The 22,008-nt window shown below is 28.9% G+C and carries 19 protein-coding genes and 1 pseudogene; 2 read left to right on the top strand and 18 right to left on the bottom strand.

The window, feature by feature from the left end:
• Positions 1 to 244 precede the first annotated feature (244 nt).
• On the bottom strand, positions 245 to 1,708 hold the full coding sequence (locus tag AB8B23_RS00590; RefSeq protein ID WP_369713007.1) for an ATP-binding protein: 1,464 nt from the start codon (positions 1,706 to 1,708) through the stop codon (positions 245 to 247).
• A gap of 123 nt (positions 1,709 to 1,831) precedes the next feature.
• Positions 1,832 to 2,533 carry an N-acetylmuramoyl-L-alanine amidase gene (locus AB8B23_RS00585; protein WP_369713946.1) on the bottom strand — a complete coding sequence of 234 codons (702 nt, stop codon included), beginning with the start codon at positions 2,531 to 2,533 and terminating at the stop codon, positions 1,832 to 1,834.
• 282 nt (positions 2,534 to 2,815) lie between these two features.
• Between AB8B23_RS00585 and AB8B23_RS00580 the strand changes: the two genes are divergently transcribed.
• Positions 2,816 to 4,291 carry a carbon starvation protein A gene (locus AB8B23_RS00580; RefSeq protein WP_369713005.1) on the top strand — a complete coding sequence of 492 codons (1,476 nt, stop codon included), beginning with the start codon at positions 2,816 to 2,818 and terminating at the stop codon, positions 4,289 to 4,291.
• Between the two features lie 80 nt (positions 4,292 to 4,371).
• Here the strand turns inward: AB8B23_RS00580 and AB8B23_RS00575 are convergent, their stop codons facing one another.
• On the bottom strand, positions 4,372 to 5,013 hold the full coding sequence (locus AB8B23_RS00575; RefSeq protein WP_369713004.1) for a hypothetical protein: 642 nt from the start codon (positions 5,011 to 5,013) through the stop codon (positions 4,372 to 4,374).
• 197 nt (positions 5,014 to 5,210) lie between these two features.
• Between AB8B23_RS00575 and AB8B23_RS00570 the strand changes: the two genes are divergently transcribed.
• A complete protein-coding gene (locus AB8B23_RS00570; protein WP_369713003.1) occupies positions 5,211 to 5,762 on the top strand; it encodes a phosphatase PAP2 family protein in 552 nt (183 codons plus the stop codon).
• A 41-nt stretch (positions 5,763 to 5,803) separates the two neighbouring features.
• Here the strand turns inward: AB8B23_RS00570 and AB8B23_RS00565 are convergent, their stop codons facing one another.
• The 15 genes and pseudogenes from AB8B23_RS00565 to AB8B23_RS00495 form a co-directional block, all read right to left on the bottom strand.
• Positions 5,804 to 7,459 (bottom strand): tetratricopeptide repeat protein, encoded by a 1,656-nt coding sequence (locus AB8B23_RS00565; RefSeq protein ID WP_369713002.1) that lies wholly within the window; start codon positions 7,457 to 7,459, stop codon positions 5,804 to 5,806.
• A gap of 161 nt (positions 7,460 to 7,620) precedes the next feature.
• Positions 7,621 to 8,016 (bottom strand): zinc transporter 7-A, encoded by a 396-nt coding sequence (locus AB8B23_RS00560; protein ID WP_369713001.1) that lies wholly within the window; start codon positions 8,014 to 8,016, stop codon positions 7,621 to 7,623.
• Between the two features lies 1 nt (position 8,017).
• Positions 8,018 to 8,685: pseudogene (gene fic / locus AB8B23_RS00555) on the bottom strand (protein adenylyltransferase Fic).
• A gap of 312 nt (positions 8,686 to 8,997) precedes the next feature.
• The gene (locus AB8B23_RS00550; protein WP_369713000.1) at positions 8,998 to 11,934 is read right to left on the bottom strand and encodes an SIR2 family protein; all 2,937 of its coding nucleotides are present in this window, start codon (positions 11,932 to 11,934) and stop codon (positions 8,998 to 9,000) included.
• The gene (locus tag AB8B23_RS00545) at positions 11,895 to 13,826 is read right to left on the bottom strand and encodes an ATP-binding cassette domain-containing protein (RefSeq protein WP_369712999.1); all 1,932 of its coding nucleotides are present in this window, start codon (positions 13,824 to 13,826) and stop codon (positions 11,895 to 11,897) included. Before AB8B23_RS00545 ends, AB8B23_RS00550 begins: the two co-directional genes overlap by 40 nt.
• Positions 13,827 to 14,004: 178 nt before the next feature.
• Positions 14,005 to 14,970, bottom strand: coding sequence for a transposase (locus AB8B23_RS00540; protein ID WP_369712998.1), 966 nt, complete (start codon positions 14,968 to 14,970; stop codon positions 14,005 to 14,007).
• Positions 14,971 to 15,151: 181 nt separating this feature from the next.
• Entirely contained in the window at positions 15,152 to 16,564 is a 1,413-nt protein-coding gene (locus AB8B23_RS00535; protein ID WP_369712997.1) for an MFS transporter, read from the bottom strand.
• A 78-nt stretch (positions 16,565 to 16,642) separates the two neighbouring features.
• Positions 16,643 to 17,002: a fluoride efflux transporter CrcB gene (gene crcB, locus AB8B23_RS00530; RefSeq protein ID WP_369712996.1), complete on the bottom strand. Its 360-nt coding sequence runs from the start codon at positions 17,000 to 17,002 to the stop codon at positions 16,643 to 16,645.
• Positions 17,003 to 17,119: 117 nt separating this feature from the next.
• Positions 17,120 to 17,698, bottom strand: coding sequence for a DUF937 domain-containing protein (locus tag AB8B23_RS00525; RefSeq protein WP_369712995.1), 579 nt, complete (start codon positions 17,696 to 17,698; stop codon positions 17,120 to 17,122).
• 146 nt (positions 17,699 to 17,844) lie between these two features.
• Positions 17,845 to 18,504: a lipoprotein gene (locus AB8B23_RS00520; RefSeq protein ID WP_369712994.1), complete on the bottom strand. Its 660-nt coding sequence runs from the start codon at positions 18,502 to 18,504 to the stop codon at positions 17,845 to 17,847.
• Between the two features lie 171 nt (positions 18,505 to 18,675).
• Entirely contained in the window at positions 18,676 to 18,915 is a 240-nt protein-coding gene (rpsR, locus tag AB8B23_RS00515; protein WP_006806119.1) for a 30S ribosomal protein S18, read from the bottom strand.
• Between the two features lie 90 nt (positions 18,916 to 19,005).
• A complete protein-coding gene (locus AB8B23_RS00510; RefSeq protein ID WP_147004738.1) occupies positions 19,006 to 19,428 on the bottom strand; it encodes a single-stranded DNA-binding protein in 423 nt (140 codons plus the stop codon).
• Positions 19,429 to 19,522: 94 nt separating this feature from the next.
• A complete protein-coding gene (rpsF, locus tag AB8B23_RS00505) occupies positions 19,523 to 19,807 on the bottom strand; it encodes a 30S ribosomal protein S6 (protein ID WP_021744601.1) in 285 nt (94 codons plus the stop codon).
• Positions 19,808 to 20,043: 236 nt separating this feature from the next.
• Positions 20,044 to 21,162, bottom strand: coding sequence for a cell division protein FtsZ (ftsZ, locus tag AB8B23_RS00500; RefSeq protein WP_021744602.1), 1,119 nt, complete (start codon positions 21,160 to 21,162; stop codon positions 20,044 to 20,046).
• A gap of 76 nt (positions 21,163 to 21,238) precedes the next feature.
• Complete coding sequence (locus AB8B23_RS00495) at positions 21,239 to 21,907, bottom strand: cell division protein FtsQ/DivIB (RefSeq protein WP_021744603.1); 669 nt, start codon at positions 21,905 to 21,907, stop codon at positions 21,239 to 21,241.
• Between the last annotated feature and the right edge of the window lie 101 nt (positions 21,908 to 22,008).

Here is a 22,008-nt window from a genome sequence, read left to right as displayed (position 1 = left end):
GCTGCATTTGACAAAGTTTTTAATTTTTTTTGCTTTTCTTGCAAATCACTTTATCAAACATAACTGCATACTTATTTTAAGTATGTCGATTTACTCTAAAATTCACTTCAAAACATATTATTTTATAAATAATATATTTTTTAAAATTTAGTTATGAGTTCTAACCTAATTATTTTATACTATAAAAGCCCTTTTGTCAAGGGCTATAAAAGATTTTTTATTCAATAATTTTTCAAAGAAGTTTTTATTTTAAAAAATATTTTAAATTTTCTTCCTGAATTTCCCATTTTCCATTCTGGCTTGTTCCTTCATACTTTAAAATATTCTTTTGTTTAAATTTTTTCATGTAATATTTTACTTTATTTACTGTCCAGTTTAGATTATCAGCTATCTGTTTTTGAGACATTTCAGGATTATTTATTATTGTGTTTATTATAGTTTTATCTGTTTCTGTAAGATTTTTTACATCTAATTTTTCTTTTTTGGAAATATCTTGGGTAGTGTTGATTCTATTTTGGGTACTACCTTGGGTACTTTGGGTAGTATTATAGTTTTTTCTGTAAATATTAACTCTAAAATCATTTTCAAAAATGATAAATTCAGGCTCTTGCAATCCATATTCCCTTATTTCATTCATAATTCTAGGAATACCGCTTCCCCATTTCTCAATAATATTTACATAAGCAAAAACTGAGGCGATTGCACGGTTACGAAGTTTGGAATACCCCTCTTTCATTCTTTTTACATTTACCCCTGAAAGCAGCATTCCTGGTGAAGTAATTTCTAACCTGTTATCATAAAGTGCAACTTGAATATCGTTTGGCTCAAGATAGCTTCGATGAATTACAGCATTTGCAATTACCTCTCTTATTGATTTAGGCGGGATTTCATATTTATCAACTCTGTAAATTCCAATAATATCTGAACCCAAATTTATTTTTTCAAGCACATATTGATACGCTTTTTCCAGTTGCATAATAATTGAGCCTTCAAATTCCTTTTTATCAACAAATATGCTTCTAGTTTCTCCTTTAAACACACCACATTGTATCTTTCGTGAAACTTCCCAATTTTCCTTACCAGATAATAAAATATAGGCATTTGTCGGAAAAATTCTGCCATTTTTTTCTTCTAGAACTTTCCAGCTTAACAAAGTATTTCTAGTAATTTTTCTTATTTCTGTATCATTTTCAGAATTTTTCCTTGCCAATTTCTCCAGCCATTCACAAAACTTTTCAATTTCTTCATCGCTAACACTTTCTCCATGGCAAACTTGCTGATCAAAATATTTATTTTCCCCTTCTAAAACTAATTCCTTCAAAACATAATCTTCTTCGATAATTCTAGTTGTAGCGCCACTTCTAATATAAGTTCCTTTCTGCATGCCTTTTGACTTCAAATAATAGGGTTTTTTCTTACCTCCTTCAATTTCCACAAGAATAACTATCTTATTTTTAAGTGTATGCAAACTTATATCTGGCACAATCATTGGATAACAGTTATCTGATATCGCGTTAATTATTCCATCCATAACTTCAAACTCATTTTCAACTCCAACAATTTCTTTATTATCTTTTACTCCAAAAACTATTTTTCCACCATTTCCATTTGCAAATGCTACAACTGTTTTTATATAGGTATTAGTTTTAGCATTTTCCTTAAATTCAATCTTTTCGCTTTCCCCTTTCAATATTTCCTCAATTAACATCTGAAGTCCCTCCTTTAATTTTTTATTTTTGTTCTATTATACAATATAAATTTATCCTTTTCAATTAAAAAAAATAAAGCACCTATCCAAATTTCTTCAAAGCACTTTATTTAAAATTTTAAATTATTTTTCTCTTAAATATTTTTCAATACCATTTACCATTCCCATTACCATCTTTTCCTGATATTCTGGCGTTGACATTTTTCTGTCTTCTTCTGGATTTGACATAAATCCAAATTCAATCAAGGTATTTGTAACTTTTGACCAGTTTGTTCCTGTCAAGTCATCTCTGTATGAAACTCCACGATTTTTAGCCCCTGTTGCCTTTACATATTCTGATAATATGTCACGTGAGAATTTGTCACTTGATTTTTGAACACTTTTTGTGTACGGATTTTTTGATGAAGATGTTAGTACCGAAGCCCCTTGTGTTGAGGAATTATTAATTCCGTCAGCATGAAGTCTTATGTATAATGAGCATCCTGCGTTATTTGTCTTGATTGCACGTTCTTTATTGCTAATGTTCACATCATGTGTCTCTCGTACCATGAACACTTTATACCCTTTATTTTGTAATGCATCTCTTAATTTTAGCCCAACTTCAAGTGTAAGCTGGTATTCATATTTTTTAGTTGCCACTCCTCTTGTTCCAGATGATACTTTGGGCTTTTTCTTAGTCGAACCAGGCCCAATTTCTTCAAGTCCTGAGTTTCCCTTAAGTTGATGCCCTGGATCAATACAGATTAACTCATTGCCTTTTTCAGCTGCATTCAATGGAAATGCCATCATCAATCCTGTTATTGCCAAACACAATATTTTTTTCATTCCTTTTTTCATTATTTTTCCTCCTAAAATTTAAAATCTAAAATATCAGTATATTTATGTCTAACCTCTAACTCTCCTTTTTAATTTTACTTTTAAAGTTCTCCATTATTTTAGTCTACCACATAACAATAAAATTGACAACAACTTTTTTTAAATTTATGTTAATTTTTTTAAAAATATACTTGTTTTTTTGCAAAATCAGGCTATTATATTAGTAGAATAATTTTAAAAATTTTTATATGATAAATAAATGAATATTTAAAATTATAGGAGGTTTTTATTATGATTTCTTTCATTTTAGCGATTGTCGCACTTATTTTAGGTTATGCATTTTACAGTAAATTTGTAGAAAAAGTTTTCGGAATAGAACCTGACAGAATGCCACCTTCAATCGAATATTACGATGGTGTGGACTATGTGGAAGTTAGCACTCCAAAAGCATTTTTGATTCAATTTCTGAATATTGCCGGAACAGGTCCTATATTTGGAGCTATTGCAGGGGCTTTATGGGGTCCAGCCGCATTTTTGTGGATTGTCTTTGGATGCATATTTGGAGGGGCTGTCCATGATTTCTTGATTGGTATGCTTTCACTTAGGGATAAGGGGAGCAGTATTGGTGAACTTGTGGGACAAAATTTAGGTGTCGTAATGCAGCAGATTATGAGAGTTTTCTCAATTGTTTTACTTCTTTTAGTTGGAGTAGTGTTTATAAAATCACCTGCTGATATCCTTCACAATCTGATTCCAGGTGTGAGTGCCATGACTTTTACAATCGTTATCATTGCTTATTATATCTTGGCTACAATTCTTCCGCTTGATAAAATCATTGCCAAAATTTATCCAATTTTTGGTTTTGCGTTGCTATTTATGGCGATTGGTATTGGAGGAATGTTAATTTATGGACAATTTACAGGTGCTTTTGCAATTCCTGAAATTACTGAAATTTTTAAAGGAAATCCGCATCCTAAAGGAGTATCAATGTTCCCTTACTTATTTATCTCAATTGCCTGCGGTGCTGTAAGCGGTTTCCATGCTACTCAGTCTCCAATGGTTGCACGTTGTATAAAAAACGAAACTGAAGGAAGAAAAGTATTTTATGGTGCCATGATTGCAGAAGGTGTCGTTGCATTAGTTTGGGCTGCTGCTGCAATGACAGTATTTGGTGGAATTAAAGAACTTGCTGCTGCTGGAACTCCTGCAGTTGTTGTAAATAAGGCATCCGTTCAATTACTTGGTGTATTTGGAGCATTTCTGGCTGTGCTTGGTGTTGTTGCCTGCCCAATTACGTCAGGAGATACTGCCTTCAGAGGTTCAAGATTAATTATTGCTGATATTTTCAAAATTAAACAAGCTCCAATAAAAAATAGATTTTTAATCGCAATTCCTTTATTTGTTGTCGGTATTTATTTAACAACTATTGATTTTAACATTATCTGGAGATACTTCGCATGGGCAAATCAAACTTTGGCGGCAGTTTCATTATGGACTGCAACAGTATGGCTTGTTAAGAAAGAAAAACCTTTCTTATTCGCATTAATTCCTTCAATGTTTATGACAATGGTTGTTACAACTTACATAATAATCGCTCCAGAAGGATTTGTAAGATTTTTCAAGAATGTGCCTGTTCACACTATTGAATTTTATGGTATTTTAATTGCAAGCATAGTTACAATCATCTGTACAGCATTATTATTTAACTATAAACATCATTTGCATGGAAAATCTCATCACGCTGGACATTTACACATTGCAAAATAAATAATTAAATAAACAAAAAAATACAGTCAAACAAGATTTTATTCAGAATTCTTCGCTTGACTGTTTTTTTATATTCTCTATTATTTCAAGGGATTCCAGCTTCTTTCAACGTTTTTTTGCATTTCATTTACATTTTGAGGCGAGCCTTCAACACTTATTAAATAAATCTTTCCATTATATTCAATATAGTTACTTATCCAGCTCTTTCCAGAAATTCTTTTAACTTTTACCTGTTTACCTTTATACCCATTTATTATAATACTTCTCATTTCAAGATTATCTCTTGTATGCCCAGCATTCAAAAGTCCATTATATTGGTTTTTTGCCACTTCATCTACTAAATCTATCAAATTATTATTTTTATTATTTAAATAAATTATATCAAGAGTGTAAATATCAAATCCATCTCTTGTTATTTGCATAGTTGTTTTACCCGAATCTGCGTCTACAAACATTTTCCATCCTCTCGGAAAATCAATAAATCCTACAGTTTTATTTCCAAATCTCCCATTTTTCAAACTTTCTTGCGATTTTTCAAAAAGTTCTGATTTTTGTTTTTTCATCTCATTTAATTTTTTCTTTCCAGTTTCAGTTGTTATATCTGTTACGCAAGTCAGTTCACCCTTCGGAATATAACAGCCTTTTTTGCTATTTGTTGCAGCGTTTGAAATAATCACAATTCCAAAATTTATTAGCCAAATTATTAAATTTATTTTTTTCATTTCAATACCTTCTTTCTTATTAAAAAAATATAGTAATTTTAGTATAAAACAAAAGTAGAAAGTCAGACTGTATTTATAAAAATTAATTACTTTTATATATTTATTTCCGTTTTTAAGCGGATTGAGTATAATTCCTACTTTATTTTTCAAGCTTTTTAATATATAATATCTGTAAAATAAATTATTTAGGAGAAAAAATGTTAAACTTTATACAAAATATTGATATTTTTATTATTAAACAATTTTACAATTTTCAACACAGCTTAAATTCCAAACTCCTAAGCAACATACTAATATTTTTTACCAACTTAGGAAATCACGGATTAGTATGGATTGCAATAACATTATTTCTGCTCTCTAGCAAAAAATATCGAAAAATCGGATATTTAGCCATAATTTCATTGATTATAAATGCAATTATTGTAAATGTCATTTTGAAAAACCTTACACATAGAGCAAGACCCTTTACAGAAATATCTGACATTATTCTTTTAATCAAAGCCCCAAAGGATTTTTCATTTCCTTCAGGACATACCTCTGCATCTTTTACAATGGTATATGTTTTTTACAAACATTTAAAAAAATATTTTCCAGCTGTACTGATAACGAGCATTATTATTGCCTTTTCAAGGCTATACTTAACTGTACATTTTCCAAGTGATGTTTTGGCTGGATTGCTTATTGGATTGTTTGCAGGATTTTTGGGGGAGAAAGTTTTTAATAAGAAAAATAATTTGATGAAAAGTTAGGATTTACTAGCTTTTTTTGTATAAAAATTTATTTTTCATAATTAATACTCCGAACATTTTATAATCAGCCGCAGTATAAAAATTATAATTCCAAATATCATCCAGAAATTTGATTTTTTTCTTTCATAAGTTTCTTCCTTTATATTTCTGCCTTTAGAATTTTTTTCTATAAAATATATCAAATCGTTATCGTATTCAATTTCATAATTTTTTTCTGAAATTTTATCACCCGTATATTCCCCCATTTCTTCCAGAAAATCCTGTGCATCTCTTATTGCTTCTCTCCCAAGTTCAATCAATCCTGTTTCATTTAATACTTTAAATGCCCATTCCTTTGATTTGTTCCCATTTTCATGTCTATTATTGTAATATATCATATCACTAATTGCAGGGGCATATTTCATATTAGCGGCTTTTTCATATAGTTTGTATGCTTCCTCTTCACTTTTTCCAAATTCCTTACTGCATTCATAAAGTATCCTAAGTTTATAAATAGATTTTACATCTCCCATTTCCTGCCCAATTTTATACCATTTTTCAGCTTCTTTCTCATTTTCTTCAACTATATCAAAATATTTCCCCAGTTCATAAGCTGCCTCTTCCACTCCTAAAGAATAAGCCTTTTGATACATATCTTTGGCTTTTTCTCCATCGCCTGCAACATAATATGATTTTGCAAGCGACAAATATCCTCTTTCATTATATTGTGTCGCTTCAAGAAACAGTTTTTGAGCATTTCCCTTATCTCTCTTTTCAAAAAGTTCATTTCCCTGATTAATCAGTTCCACGTATTTTCTGTCTTTTTCATTTCCGAGCATAAATTCAATATTCTTTATTATTTCAGAATTCAATCCCATAATTTGCTTTTCATTTAACAATTTTTCCTGCCATTTTAGTATTTTTTCTCTTTTATTCTGCTTAAAGTAAATTCTTACAAGATTGTATATTAATTCAGCATTTTTTGTATCAGCAATTTTTAGATAAATACTTTCTGCTTCTTCATAATCCTTCTCTTCTTCAGCAATTTTTCCTAGCCTAATTATTGAATTAATCTCGCCATTTTCCGCACCTGCCACATACCAGCCTTTTGCAATTTCATAATTTCCCGATTCTTCTTCAATTATCCCTATGTAATACATAGCCTCCTTTATTCCTGAATTGTATGCCAAATTTAATGCGTTTACAGCGCTTTGGTTATCTTTCTCGCAATAATAGTAATACTTTCCAAGCTCGTAATTTGCTCTTTGGCTGAATTTCAAGGATTCAACTATTCTATCCCTTGCTTCTCCAAAAAATCCTGACATTATAAATATATTCGCTGTTCTAATATTTTCTTGATATTCCTCGCTTTCCTTTTTGTCATATTCTATAAAATCTTTCCCATAATCTTCTGTAACAATATCATCCAACGAAACTATCTTCACGCCAAATTTATCTATATTCGCTTTTTCTCCATTTTGTTTAGGCACACTTTCCGAAGAAATTCTATTTTCATCATAAGCACTTTCGCTAAAACTCGCTCTTTCTTCAGCTTCATATTTTTCAATTTCACGAACTTTTCTTTTTCTTTTTTCCCTTTCCTGCATTTCTCTCGAAAAGTCATCAAATTCATCCATTTTTTTACGATTTCTAAAATTCATTATTATCAAAATTACAATTCCAATAACTACGATTAATACCGATATTAATATTTCCATATTTTATCTTCTACTCCTGCCATCTCAACTTATTATTTCTCTTTTCTCCTGTACTCGCTGTTATATTTACGATTTTATCCATTATCTTAAACATTATCAATTCAGAATCTATTTTTATCATTCAATGTAAATATGTCCAATATAACGCTCATTATTTTTTATTATTTTCTTCCAAAATCTTTTATTTTCAAAAAAACAAAAACTATGACAGCACAAAAAATAAAAAATACCTCAAGATTACCAGCGTTATTATTGCTATCAATACAATCCTGTCTTTCCTTAGCGTCAACAATACTTTCACAACTTCTCTGATTTGAACTTCCTGAATGAGATCCGTGACTTCTCCAAAAAGATGATGAATTTTCTTGTTCGTCGTCACTTGATTTTTTAGATTTTCCATTTCCTTCTCCATCTGAATGACCGCTCGAATGCTCTCCGCCACTATGTTCTCCACTGTGATGCCCACCACTATAATGATGGCTTCCACTTCCATGAGAATGGCTATGTCCTCCACCGTGAAAATGTCCACCGCCACCTCTTCTTACTAATTTTTCCATTTTAATCTCCTTTTTTATTCGCTAATTTTCCTAATTCATTTGAAACTTCCAGTTCCTTCACATCATATTTCTTCATATTTTCATATTCATAAGACTGATTAATCCCATTCATGAATAATCTCTGCTTTCCACATCTTCCGTCAAATTCTCCTTCAAAAGAAATTTCAATTCCAAATCATTAACTACACTTCTTTTCATTGCTGATAAATAATTATTTCTACTGATACTTTGCCAATTTACACACATTCCAAGCCTTTTTATCAACATCCGATCTAGCCAAATCCTAGTCGTTCTTCCATTTCCCTCATAAAACGGATGCATTATATTCATCTCAACATATTTCTCAATTATTTCCTCAAAAGTATTTTCAGGCATTTTAGAAACGGTCTTTAAATTATCTTCAAGATACATCGCACGACAAAACACAGTATCGCCTTTCCGAATATCATGTTTTCGTATTTTTCCTGCAGTTCCATAACATTCCTGAAACCAATACCGATGTATTTCCTTCAATCCTTCAAAAGTTCCCACTTGAATTTTTTTCAATATCCCATTATCAAATAACTCTTTTGCCCTTTTTTTACTCAAAAATTCTTCATCATCTTGTAAAACTAACCTTTTTAAAATTTTGTCACTTTCGTTTTCCCAGCTGTATTTATTATTTGCCATTTGCTTTTCCTGCTTTCATAAAATTACTTGTTCTGCTATAAAAATTGAATTTCTACTATATTTTTTATTCTTTATAATACATTACACAAAATACTATGTTTACTGAGTTCTATATTGTCAATTTTAAAGAATAGTAATCACTATAGAAAATCTCATTTATATATAACCCACTTTTGATAAAAAGTCATTTGTAAACTGTTATTTATATTCCATTCTTCCAATTGTTCCGTAATTCCTTACAACATTACTTTATAGTCATCTAACAAATTTTTCCTTCTAAAACTTGTATCCCCTAAATTCATCACGGAATTTTTACTTTGAAGTTTCAACTTTTTCACTCTCCCACTCAAAATAGGCTTCTATAACATTATTCATTGAGATATTATCATTATTCTTTATTTTGGAAAAAACATACTCTCTAATTACTTTTATAAGTTTTTTATCATTTTTTTTCAAAAGATTTTTTATTCCTGTTTTTGAAAATTTTTCTAATTCATTTTCTGTAAATTCAGAAAAATCAAAATTTTCTTGATTCAGTATATATTTCCACAATATCTCTAATTTATATTGTTTCAACGATTTAAAAAATTCCTCATTTTTATAATTACTTAATTTTTCTATAAAAGAAATTGGCAATCTATCATTTAAACCTGATACTAATAAAAAATCTAAAATATTTTCCTGCTTAGATATCAAATTTACTAAATTATCTACATTTAAATCTTTATTACTATCTTTTTTCTGGAATATTTCATCTAATTCTTCCAGTATTTTATCTTCTGTTTCTGGAATGAAATCTATAAATTTTTGATTTAATAAAAAACTATAAACTTCTATATTTAAAGTATTTTTTATTTCTTTTAGTATTTCATTCTTTAATTCTTCAAAATATGTTTCATCTATTATTCTTAAAAAATAACATTTTATTTTTAAATTATTTTTATTAATAAAGTTTTCTATTCTATCATTTTTTAAAATTTTTGGCATTTCTTTTTTATTAAAATAGTATGTGATATAATCTAATAAATTTTCATCTATTCTATTCCTGTCAATTGAAAAAATCTTTTCCAACACCTTATCAAAAAACTCTTTATTCAAATTTTTAAAATTTTTATAAGTTATTATTCTAAAGTTATTTACTATCCCTAAAATAGGATTATCTTCAAAAAAGATACTGTTGTTTTTATAATTTAGTATTACATTAAATAGATTTTTAAATTGGTTTTTTGTTAAATCCAATTTTGAAATTATTAATATAACATTTTCCAAAGCATCCTTTTTTTCCATGAATTCTTTATCATTTTCTTCTATCCAATCAAATATATTTTTAAGTAGTACAATTAACCTATCCGAAATTTCTTCTTTGCATTTTAAATCCTTTATCGTATATTCATTAAATAACTTTTTCAAATCACTGTAACTTAATTCCAACATCATAAAAAAATCAAAATATTCAAATTCTTCTAAAAGATTTCTGTTTTCAAACATCTGATTTTTAAGCTCAACATTCTTATTAGTATATGATACAAGTAAAATTTCAATATATTTTTTCATAAATTCTGAATAAAGAGAAAATGAATTTCCAAATATTCCATTTAAAGAACAAAAATAAAATAAATCTCTTGACAAAATTATAGCTTGGTCTAATGGAGGTGTCCCCACATATGAAGCTCTTTTTTCTATTCTTACCTCATCAAATAATCTGTTCATTTCCTTATTTATAGCTTCTAAAGTTGAATATTTAAATATTTCATTAAAAAGTTCATTTTCGGATTTAAAATATCCAAAATACTTATCTTCAAGCGTTTCTTTATTTTTTCTAATGTCATAATCAATTCTTGTATTTATAATGGTTAATATAAAATTATCCCAAATTATTTTTTCATTTTCATCATTTAAATCTTCTTTTTCTTTTATCATACTTTCTATTATTTTTTTTGCTTCATATATTTTTTTAAAAAATAAATATCCATATACAATTACATATTTATTAATATTATTACTTTTTATGTATTCTTCTACTAAATTTTGAAAATTTTGGTAATCATAATCATAAATTGTTTCTAAAAATATTTCTTCTATTCCTATTAATTCTTCCAGATTTTCTTTTTGCTTTTTTCTCTCAGGAGTAATTTCTTTTTCTGAAAAAGGAATAAGTATTTCCTTCTCATTTCTATTTATATTTCGAATAACTTTTTTTATCCTTGATTTAAAAAGTATCTCTTCATATTTTTCTATATCTTTAAACTCTAACCTTATATTTAAAATTTTTTTCCAGTCTTTATCTATATAAATTTCAGAATATTTACTAAGTTTTTTCCAATTGTGCTCCGTTAAATAATTTAAATTTTTATAGATTTCAAAACTTTCTTCCCCTATTACATTTATTTTTTTATTATATATATTTGATAGAAATTTTGTTAAAGTTTTTTCATATTTATTATTGAACTTTTCTTCTTCATTATCATATAATCTCTCATCGTCATTATTATTCAACAATTTTAAAAAAATTCTATTTATATGTCCATCATTTTGTTCCTCTTTTTCATCTTCTTCTGTAAATTCAACAAGAAATGCTTTCCTAGTTTCCTCTTTCAAAATGTCTTTTATCCAATTCATAATTTGCTGTACATTTGTATCATTGTATGAATAACCTATAAATAATACTGTATTTGTTGTAAATAATCCTTTTATAAGAGTTGAAATTAGTGGAAAATTTTTCTCGTAATTATCATAATCACTTTTTTTCAAAACTATATTTTTATTTTTAAAATCACCATGCATTTTTATAAGCATTCTGTTAGAATTAGTGTATGGTAAATCTTCATCTTTACTTACAATTTGTAAATTTTCTATTTGATCTTCAATTAATGTATCATAATTGGTTGTAATTATATAAGTCAATTTCATTTTTTTTAATATTCTGTGAACAGAATTAGGAACATATTTCCCAGAAAATCTTTTTTCTGCAATTTCATAATATTTTAAACTACCATATCTTTCAAAAACTTCTTCTGGTATAGTTAAAAATTGTTTTGATGTAAATTCTTTTATTCCTCTATATTCTGCATAATCTTTTATTAATTCTTTCCAATCTGGCAATCCACTATTTTTAGAAACTCCTGCACCAACAAAAACTACTAACTTTCCTTTTTCTAATTCTTCAGCTAAAAATCTAACATCTTGTTCTAACATTTTTTCTCCCTTCTCTACTCCAAACTCTCCAACTCCCCACTCTTCACATCCCACTCTTCCATCTTTTCCATCTCTTCTTCTTCCAGCCTGTCGAGCTTTTCCTGCACTTCCATCAGTTTTTCCATATTGTTTTCTTTTCCAGCCTTTTCGTATTCTGCGTTCAAGTTTTCTCTCATTTCTGTGATTTTTTCCATTTTCTTTTCCAGTTTCTCAATATCACGTTTCAATTTTGCGATTTTTCTTGACTGTTCCTTCTGCTCCTGATATGAAAGCTTTTTCTCTTCCTTTGTTTCAAGGTCTGTTCCTTGAGAAGCTGATTTTGCTGTTTTTAGGCTTTCTTTGTAGTCTTCGTAATTTCCTTTGAATTTTGTAAGTCCGTTTTCATCAAGGCAGTAAATTGTGTTGCAGACTGTGTCTAAAAAGTGTCTGTTGTGGGAAACAACTAGCATTGTTCCGTCAAAATCCTCCAAGGCGTCCTCCAGCACTTCGATGGAATAAACATCCAGATGGTTTGTCGGTTCGTCTAAAATCAGAAAGTTGGCTTTTTCCATGTAAAGTTTCAAAAATGCCACACGGACTCTTTCTCCACCACTTAGCATACTGATTTTTTTCTGCACATCGTCACCTGAAAACAAAAATCCACCTGCGAGTGTTCGCAAGTATTCTTCCGTCAAGTCAAGTGAATTGTTTATTTCCTGTAAAATCGTATTTTCTTGCGAAAATTCATGATGATTCTGATCATAATATCCGATTTTTAGCCTTGTTCCAAACTCAATTTCCCCTGTATCCTTCGGCAATTTATCCAAAAGTATTTTTAAAAGCGTAGATTTCCCAATCCCATTTTTTCCAATAATTCCAACTCTTTCTCCACGGAAAAGCTCAAAATTTATATTATTCAAAACTTTTTTCCCATCAAAGCTTTTAGACAAGTTTCTAACTTTCAACACATTTTCTCCACTCATTTTAGCTGCTTCAAATTTTAGCCTCATTCTTTGCGGATTAAATACAGGATCTTCCATTCTCTCGATTCTATCCAGTATTTTTTGCCGTCCTTTCGCCTGTCTTGCCTTTATTCCAGCTCGAAATCTGTCAATGTATTCCTCCATTTTCTTAATTTTTTCCTGCTCCTTCTCATACCGCTTGATTTCTCCCTTCAAAATCATCTCCTTTTGAAGAATAAATGATGAAAAGTTGCCATCATACTTATGTAATTTTTTATTTTCTAATTCAAAAATTTTTGTACAAACATTATCCAAAAATATTCTATCGTGAGAAACAAGCAAAAACGCCTTATTATACTTTTTCAAATAATCCTCAAGCCACTCAATCGAAATCAAGTCCAGATGGTTTGTCGGCTCGTCTAAAATCAGCAAGTCAGGTTCAGACAAAAGCAGTTTTGCAAGTGAAACACGTGTTCTTTCTCCACCGCTCAAATCCTGCAATAGCAAATTCTCATATTCCCCAGTAAGCTCAAGCCCTGTAAGCACCTGTTTAATCTTGTATTCAATCTCATAGCCATTTTTTGCCTCGTAAATAGAAGAAAGTTCAGCAGACTTGTTAATCAGCTTTTCCATTTCATCTTCGTTCGCTGTTCCCATAAGCATATTAACCTTCTGAATCTCGTCCCAAATTTTTCTCTCTTCCTCAAAAATAGTCATCATTTCCTCGTAAATCGTATTTTTTTCATCCAAAAACTCTGTATTCTGCGACAAATACCCAATTTTTGTAGCCCCACTTTTCACAATTTCCCCAAACTCATTAAGATTATTCTCATTTCCATCAATCCGCTCTTCCCCCAAAAGCATTCTAATAATTGTAGACTTCCCAGCCCCATTTACCCCCACAAGCCCAATCTTATCTCTCTCTTCAATCGTAAAATTAACATCTCTCAAAATATATTCCCCCGCAAATTGTTTATATACCTTGTTAAACTGAACTAAACTCATTAAATTTCCTTTCCTTTTCTCCGTTATTTATCAAATTATTTTTATTTAAATTTATTTTTAAATTATATCATTTTTGATATTTGTTTACAATGTTTGTAAAATTTTTGAAATCATATAAAATACAACAAAAATCAAAAAAGACTCCATTCAATAAAGAACAAAGCCTTTTTTTAAAATTTCAAATTCCTAAAACTTTACAATTTCTCACAAATAAAAACGAAATATCCTCAATTATTATCTCAGATTTAGCAACAAAAATTCCAGACATTTTGTCTATTTCTTTTAAAATTATTTTCTTGTTATCAAATCTTTCAATTATCCCAAATTTTTCAGAATATGATTTCTCATACTCAAAATGCACTAATATTTTATTTTCAAAGCACTTTTTCAAAACTTCTTCTATTTTCATTTTTACAATATTTGGAAAAATTTCTTCTAAATTTATATCTTTTGTTTCTATTAAATTCATTCTATCATTAATTTCTTCAATATCCGACATTTGTAATATTGTAAATTTACAATCGCCAAAAAACAAATCTTTCTCATAAATTAAAATATGATTATCATCTTGAAAAATAATATCACCTAAAACATCGTCCAAATCATAAACTTTTATCAATTTATTTTTTTTAATTTTGCTATCTTCTACAATAATATCTTTTATAACGTTTTTTCCTGCTCTTATAATTTTTACTCCGTATTTTCTTATAATTTCTTCTTCGTTTTCATCTTCTTCATCACAAAAATGAAACCAAAAAAACTCATCTGAATTTTTAATTAAATAGCCATTATTATTCCAATCTCTATCATAAGAAATTTGTAATCTTATTTTATTTTTTACAAAATATTCAAATAAATGTTTAAAAAAATTATCTTTTCTTAAAATAACAGTTTTTCCCTCTTTGAAAAGTCTCTCTTTTATATTTTCCTTCATTAATTCTAAATACCATTTTTTTCTTCCTAATTTCTTTAATTCTTCATCTTTTAAAAATTTGTATCCTTCGTACTTTCCGTATGGGTTAATTGATGTGAAAATATGAAATTTACTACTATTTCCAATATAATTCCCAACAGAAAATCTATCTCCTAAACGTGAATACTCCAGCAACTCATCTTTCCCAATTTTTTCTAAAATCTTTTTCATAAAATTCTCCTATTCTACAAAACTTTTACTCATTTGTAAAAGTCTGAAAATCCCGATAAACACAATATTTTTTAATATTTAATTTTCTTGTTTTTCTACACTCTTTGACAAGGGGTCTTGACTCCTTGCTATGCTACTCAATTTCTGCAACTTTTTACTCTTATAGCTGGCTACAAATCAATTACAGTTCTTCCTTACTTTCATTAAATTTACCATTGATATTCTCTTCTCCGCTTACATCATTCTCCTTCTCATCAGAATCCTCATTTTTTCCTTTATTAGAATGGATAACATATCTTGAGCCTGAAAACATTATTTTTGAAAACATGCTTTTTATTCGGCTGCTTCCGCCAGGATACACAAATGTTTTTTCAAATGAATAAACTCTCGTTAATTCCAGCAATGAAAATAATCTCAAAATAAATCCTATAACAAAGGCAAACCTTATTGTGTAAAATTGTTCCCCAAAAATATAAATTACTCCGTTATTTATAAATTTTCCCAGTATTCCACCAAATAATCCAGCCAATATTGCTGAAAGCCCTGAAACCATCGCATAAGCTCCCACATAAGCATCAGCAGGCTCGCCTGAAACTTCCATCATCAAATTTAATAGACTTAGTGTTATTGCTGTAAATCCTATTGCGTCAATTACTGCGGCTGCAAAAAGCATTGACATTTTATTGTCCTGAGTCATTGAAAAATATGTAAGTACATAATATGTTGTAAAAAATATTCCCATTCTAAGCATTGTCTTATTTCCGTATTTATCAGACAATTTTCCATAAACTAGATAAAGTATGCTTGACAATATCGCTGTTAGAACTCCCATTTGAGAAATGAACATTGTATTTACACCAAGCACTTTTATTCTGTAATATTCTGTCATTGGCTTTAGAAATTCCCATGTAAACAGCCACACAGAAGCAAATTTTAGATAAACAACAAAATTTTTATTTTTAAATGCTGTCTTTATGCTCACTTTTTTCATATCGCTTTCTGAATCAGGCACATAATGAAGACACATAAATATTGCTGAACCTATTGCTGAAAGTGACATTGCCGTTGTCAAGATAAGCATTGCATTTTTCCTGTCTGGCATTGACAAAACATACCCATAAAACAAAGTATAAACCACAGTAGACAACGATGAAAACAAATTACGTTTCCCAAAATATTTCCCTCTTTCTCTTTTATCAACAATCTTCGTCATAACAGCTGTCCAAACATTATTTGAAAAAGGTGAAACAAGAGCATAAATAAACATTACCGCAAAATAGACTTCCTGCCTTCTTATATCAAAAAAAACAGCAAAAGGCATAACACAAATAACCAGCCTTGAAACAGTCGCCGCTATTACCATCGTCCTTTTCCTGCTCCCAAGCAGAAGATTTACCCGCTTAGTAAATATCTGCAACAAATATCCTGCTGTTGGCAATGATGATACAATTGATATAAAAAAAGAACTCATATTAAAATAAATCGCCAAGCTCAAAAGCACAAAACTCTGCATTCCTACTATATATCCATTAAAGAACATAACCTCCAGTATCGCATATCTTTTCGTATTTTCTATTGAATGTTCCTTATCCATAATAACTCCTTCACTAAATATCCAAGTTTTTATACCAAAATTTAATAAAAATATTAAAATTTTTTTACATTACACTTTTTATGCCGCTCTAACAACTCCCCTTCCAATAAAAACTCCTGCAACTGACAGCACAACACTCAAAATCGCATATCCCAATGCAATCCAAGTATTCCCTTTCTCAATCAAGTTATATGTTTCCAGCGAAAATGTAGAAAATGTCGTAAATCCTCCACAAATTCCCACTCTCCAGAATAAACTCCAATTCTGTGAAACCTGCTTCCCAGCCAGCATCTCAACAACAACCCCAATCAAAATTGCTCCCAAAATATTCGTAACAAAAGTCTGCACGGGAAAACTCACTTTTAAAGGCACAATACTAATTAAATACCGAAGAATCGCTCCAATTCCTCCACCAATTCCAATCATCAAAAATTTCATTATTTACCATCCTTAATAATTAAAAATTTATCTAAAAAAAAAATTAGGCTTTTGTGAGATACCTTTAAAAATAAAATAGTCCCTTTGCCTAATTTCATACTTAATTTTTTACACTTTCTATTTTTTGCCGCCAAAAAATTTTCCAACTAATCCCATTACATCATCCATTACGTTTCCATCTTTATTTGCATCCAGCATATTTGTAACCATGCTCATAATACCACCTTCGCCTGTAAAGTTTGCTGCAAGGTTTGAAGTTAAGTTACCAATTCCTTCTGCATCTAGATTATTTTCCTTTTTTTGCTGTCCTAATGCACCTAATACAAGCGGAGCCAACGTTTGTAAGATTTTCATGCTTCCTTGGTTATCTAGTCCGCTTGACTGTGAAACAGCATTTGCCACATTTTGTGTATTATTTCCAAACAAATGTCCTAAAATTCCTTCTCCATCCTTTAAATCAGGATTTTGTAAATAACTCCCAAGGTTATTTAATATTGAACCATCGTGCTGATTTAATGCGTTATTCAACCCTTCTGCTTTTTCGCTGTTATTTGCATTTTTGTTAACTGCTGCCAATATTGCAGGTAAAGCCGCTGATACTCCATCTTTTACTTGCGTACTGTCTCCTCCTATCTGTTCTGTCAATTTTCCTAGATCCTGTCCCTGTAAAAGTCCAAATAATGCTTCTAAATTCATTTTACCTCCTAAATTCTATATTATAATTTATTCTATTTTTTCGTATCTAAATCTTTTTCATATCAATAAAATCAAATAACATTAAAAGTTTGAACGAAATAATAATTTTTTATTTACAATCTAAGTTCATTTAGATTAATAAATATTTATTTTTTTTCTTTTAGATTTACTATTTTTTCAGAAGTTCCTTCATTTTTATTATTAAATTTCAGATTTTGAATACTTGTAACTGCATTTTCATTTTCTGATTCTCTAGCAAAAAATATGAATTCACCTGTAATTGAGTCTATTCTTATTCCATATATTATTCCATTTGTATATGCTAATAAACTTGATAGCTCCTTTTCCCTCATGCTTGCCAAAATTTTTGTATAAATTGCTCTAGCTTCAGTGTCATTAATTTTTTCATCAGATACCTGTATAAGATTAACCACCATATTTTCAATTATTCCCAAGTTAGCTCCATCCACCTTGTTAACCTTCAGAAATATACTTGTTGCACTTATCCCACTATAATCAAGTGCATAAATAGCATCTCCTCTAGAATGTATCTTGGCATAATAATAATTTTTGTTCTCATATACCAGTTTTTCAAAATTTCCTATACTTATCTTATTCTCTTTCGATTTTTTTGTAAAAGTTTCAATTATTTTCTCTATTGAATTATTCGAAAAAACATTTTCTTTTGTGGTTTTATTTTGTACATTATTGTGTTTATCTTCTTTTTCTTTGCTCTCCTTTTTACTACAACCTATTATAAAAATAAATAAAAAAATTAAAAATAACCCCAATTTTTTATTCAACATTTTTACTACCGCCTAATTTTTATTATATAAAAAAATGTCTTTTTAAATACATTTGATACATTATACAATATAAATCTTAATTTTTCCATATTTTTTCACAAAAAAAGACTATCTATAACAAGTTAAAACTTATTTTAAATAGTCTAAATTTATCAAAAAATAAAATTACTATTATTTTTCAATTTTTGTATAAGGCATCAAAGCGATTTGTCTAGCTCTTTTAATTGCTTTAGCAATTTTTCTTTGAACTTTAGCTTCTAATCCTGTTACTCTCGCTGGAGAGATTTTACCTTTATCATTCATAAAGTTTTTCAATAGTTCAACATTTTTATAATTAATATCTTCTACTTTAAATTTAACTTTTGGTCTTCTTTTTCTTCTTTTAAATTCTGTAACTGGTTTAGCTCTCATTAATTTACACCTCCTAAAAACTTTTATAGTAAATTTTATTTTTCAAAAATATTCAAAATATTTTAATTTACAAAATTTACTTAGTTATTATTAAAACGGAAACTCTTCATCGTCATCCATATCATCGTTATCATTTTCAAATGAATTATTTTGTACTGGTTTGCTATTGCTGTTATTATTGTTAAAAGTCTGCTGTTGTTGGTATCCTCCACCATTACCTGAATTTTCAATAAATTCAAAACTATTTACAACAACTCTTGTCATTCTTCTTTTTTCACCGTTTTGCTCGTAACTGCTTACGTTTAATCTTCCTTGAACAAGAATTTTATTTCCTTTTCTAAAATATTCTGCAATAGTTTCTGCTGTTTTTTCCCAAACAGTACAATCAATAAATTCTGCTTCATCTTTTGTTTTTTGTACAGCTAATGTAAAATTGGCAAATGCTTTCCCTCCTGAAGTATATTTTAACTCAGGATCTCTTACCATTCTTCCCATCAGTATTACTACGTTCATAAATTTTCCCCCTATTTTAATATTTTTAACATTTAAAATAACAAAACCTCAAATTTTTATAAGTTTAACCCTCTTATAATAACGCTATTTTAAATTAGTCATTTTTAACAATCATGTATTTTAAAATTGATTCGTTAATGTTTAATTTTGATTCAATTTCAGTAAATTTAGTTCCATCTGCTTGGAATGTTGTTAAAACATAGTATCCATTTTCTTTTTTCTTAATTGGGTAAGCTAATTTTCTATCTCCCCAAATTTCTGTTTTAACTTCAGTTGCTCCAGCAGCTGTCAATGTTTTTTCTACAAATTCAACTCCAGCTTGTTTTTCTTCATCTGTTAATTGTGTAGACAAAATAAACATAATTTCGTAATTTCTCATTTTCTTTCTCCTTTCCTATGGCTTTTTAGCCCTACTTCTGTAAATAGAGCAGGTCTTTTTATTATATCAAAAAAGCCTAATAAAATCAAGTTATTTTCAAAAATTATTATTTAGTATTTGAATACTTCTATACACAAAAATAAAACTATCTAAATTTTATTCAGTAGTTTTATATTGTATTTAGTTTGTAATAACCTTATTATTAGGCTTTTCTTTTTATTTATTAATAAATATCTTTATTCTTCAAAGAATGGAGGTAATACAAAATCCTCTGCATCTTCTTTATTTTCTTCATAATTTTCATCTTCATTTAGATGAATACTCTCATTATCATTTTCTTCATCTTGATTTTCTGTTTCTAACTTATCTTCTTCAGATGGCGCAAATCTAATAGTATCTGAATTATTAATATTTGTTAAAAATTCTTCTTCAAAATCTGTTGCTACCAATGATACACTTATTGTACCTTCTAACTCGGGTTCCATAATAAATCCCCATAATAAATTTGCCTTAGCTTGTCCAGCTTGTTTAGAAACAGTCTCAGCAACTTCCTGTATTTCCTGCAACCCTATATCTGGTCCTGCTGTAATATTTATTAGTATCTTTCTCGCACCCTCGATTGATTTTTCAAGTAATGGACTGTTTAATGCTTGAGCAGTAGCACTCTTAGCTTTTTCATCTCCATTTGCCTCTCCAAATCCTAACATTGCAATACCTGAGTTTTGCATAATAGATTTTACATCTGCAAAATCAAGATTTACAGTTCCTTGCTTTATTATTAAATCTGATATTCCTTTTATTCCCATTTTCAGAACTCCATTTGCTTCTTTAAAGGCATTCATCAACGAAATATTCATCCCTGGTATCTCAAAAAGTTTATCGTTTGGGATTGCTATTAATGTATCTACATTTTCCTTTAAATTATCAATTCCCATTGCAGCATTATTTTTCTTTAGCGGCCCTTCAAAACTAAATGGCTTTGTTACAATAGCTACAGTTAGAATTCCCATTGCCTTTGCTACTTCTGCAATAATCGGAGAAGCTCCAGTTCCTGTTCCACCTCCCATTCCAGCAGTTATAAATAGCATGTCTGTTCCTTCCAGCACTTCTTTTATTTTTTCTTCAGACTCCTTTGCGGCAATCCTACCTTTTTCAGGATCTGCTCCTGCTCCCATTCCTCTTCCTAAAAGTACCTTTGTTGCCGCCTTTGATCTATCTAAATCCTGCTGATCCGTATTTATTGCTATAAAATCAACAGTTGTTATATTGCTTTCAATCATGTCATTTATTGCATTTCCACCGGCTCCACCTACTCCTACTACCTTAAGTTTTGCCACATTACTAAAGTTATCCATTTTCCCTTTGCTACTTACAAACGCTGGTATTATAAAATTTATTAAAGTAGCCTCTCCTTTCTCTTATTTACTACAATTATTGTTTTACAACAATATCTATGAATCTTAAATCCATAGAAGTTACTGGTCTTTCTTTTTTTATTCTTTCGTATAATTTATATGCATCTTCATATTTTTTATCTGTTACTTGTGTATCTGTTATAATTTTTACATTATTAATTAAAAGTATTTCATAATTTTTTTCAGATTGTCTTATTTCAGAAATCATAGCATAAAAATCTTTATTTTTTATTTTAGAAAGTATTGTTTTTATTGCATTTAAACTTTCATCATTTGTATATTCTATTACAGGAATATTTTTTGAAGGGTCTTCCAAGATATCTCCATAAATGACTAAATCCTTATCTGCAAGAAGAGTTTCATTTCCTTTTTTTACATATACATAAGGCTGCTTCTCTTCCAATGTAACTTCAATTTTGCTTGGAAAAAGTTTTTTTACTGATATCTTTTTTACTCTTACATCTTTTTTTATAAGACTTTCAATCTCATTGGTATTTAAATATACGATATTTTTACCTTTCATCTGTTCAAGTTGTACTATTATATCCTGTTTTAATAGCTTAGAATCACTATTTACTAGGACTTCCTGAACTTTGAAGTAATCTGTGTCAATAAATCTTTTACCAAAAAACATCATTCCTGCCAATAAAAATAGTAAAATCAATACATTAATCGACTTTTTCATATTCAAACTCCATTTTTTCTATTATTATACACTTTTTTTCAATTTTATTCAATATATTAAATAAATTTATTTAAATTTAATTGCGAAATTATTTTAAAACT

Origin of the sequence: Leptotrichia sp. HSP-342, assembly GCF_041199995.1 — a bacterium.
GTDB lineage: Bacteria > Fusobacteriota > Fusobacteriia > Fusobacteriales > Leptotrichiaceae > Leptotrichia > Leptotrichia mesophila.
This window is presented reverse-complemented; position numbering and strand designations above follow the sequence as displayed.

Bases quoted from the DNA above. Each gene is read 5' to 3' on its own strand.
- AB8B23_RS00590 (WP_369713007.1), bottom strand. From the start codon at position 1,708: ATGTTAATTGAGGAAATATTGAAAGGGGAAAGCGAAAAGATTGAATTT.
- AB8B23_RS00585 (WP_369713946.1), bottom strand. From the start codon at position 2,533: ATGAAAAAAATATTGTGTTTGGCAATAACAGGATTGATGATGGCATTT.
- AB8B23_RS00580 (WP_369713005.1), top strand. From the start codon at position 2,816: ATGATTTCTTTCATTTTAGCGATTGTCGCACTTATTTTAGGTTATGCA.
- AB8B23_RS00575 (WP_369713004.1), bottom strand. From the start codon at position 5,013: ATGAAAAAAATAAATTTAATAATTTGGCTAATAAATTTTGGAATTGTG.
- AB8B23_RS00570 (WP_369713003.1), top strand. From the start codon at position 5,211: ATGTTAAACTTTATACAAAATATTGATATTTTTATTATTAAACAATTT.
- AB8B23_RS00565 (WP_369713002.1), bottom strand. From the start codon at position 7,459: ATGGAAATATTAATATCGGTATTAATCGTAGTTATTGGAATTGTAATT.
- AB8B23_RS00560 (WP_369713001.1), bottom strand. From the start codon at position 8,016: ATGGAAAAATTAGTAAGAAGAGGTGGCGGTGGACATTTTCACGGTGGA.
- AB8B23_RS00545 (WP_369712999.1), bottom strand. From the start codon at position 13,826: ATGAGTTTAGTTCAGTTTAACAAGGTATATAAACAATTTGCGGGGGAA.
- AB8B23_RS00540 (WP_369712998.1), bottom strand. From the start codon at position 14,970: ATGAAAAAGATTTTAGAAAAAATTGGGAAAGATGAGTTGCTGGAGTAT.
- AB8B23_RS00535 (WP_369712997.1), bottom strand. From the start codon at position 16,564: ATGGATAAGGAACATTCAATAGAAAATACGAAAAGATATGCGATACTG.
- crcB (WP_369712996.1), bottom strand. From the start codon at position 17,002: ATGAAATTTTTGATGATTGGAATTGGTGGAGGAATTGGAGCGATTCTT.
- AB8B23_RS00525 (WP_369712995.1), bottom strand. From the start codon at position 17,698: ATGAATTTAGAAGCATTATTTGGACTTTTACAGGGACAGGATCTAGGA.
- AB8B23_RS00520 (WP_369712994.1), bottom strand. From the start codon at position 18,504: ATGTTGAATAAAAAATTGGGGTTATTTTTAATTTTTTTATTTATTTTT.
- rpsR (WP_006806119.1), bottom strand. From the start codon at position 18,915: ATGAGAGCTAAACCAGTTACAGAATTTAAAAGAAGAAAAAGAAGACCA.
- AB8B23_RS00510 (WP_147004738.1), bottom strand. From the start codon at position 19,428: ATGAACGTAGTAATACTGATGGGAAGAATGGTAAGAGATCCTGAGTTA.
- rpsF (WP_021744601.1), bottom strand. From the start codon at position 19,807: ATGAGAAATTACGAAATTATGTTTATTTTGTCTACACAATTAACAGAT.
- ftsZ (WP_021744602.1), bottom strand. From the start codon at position 21,162: ATGGATAACTTTAGTAATGTGGCAAAACTTAAGGTAGTAGGAGTAGGT.
- AB8B23_RS00495 (WP_021744603.1), bottom strand. From the start codon at position 21,907: ATGAAAAAGTCGATTAATGTATTGATTTTACTATTTTTATTGGCAGGA.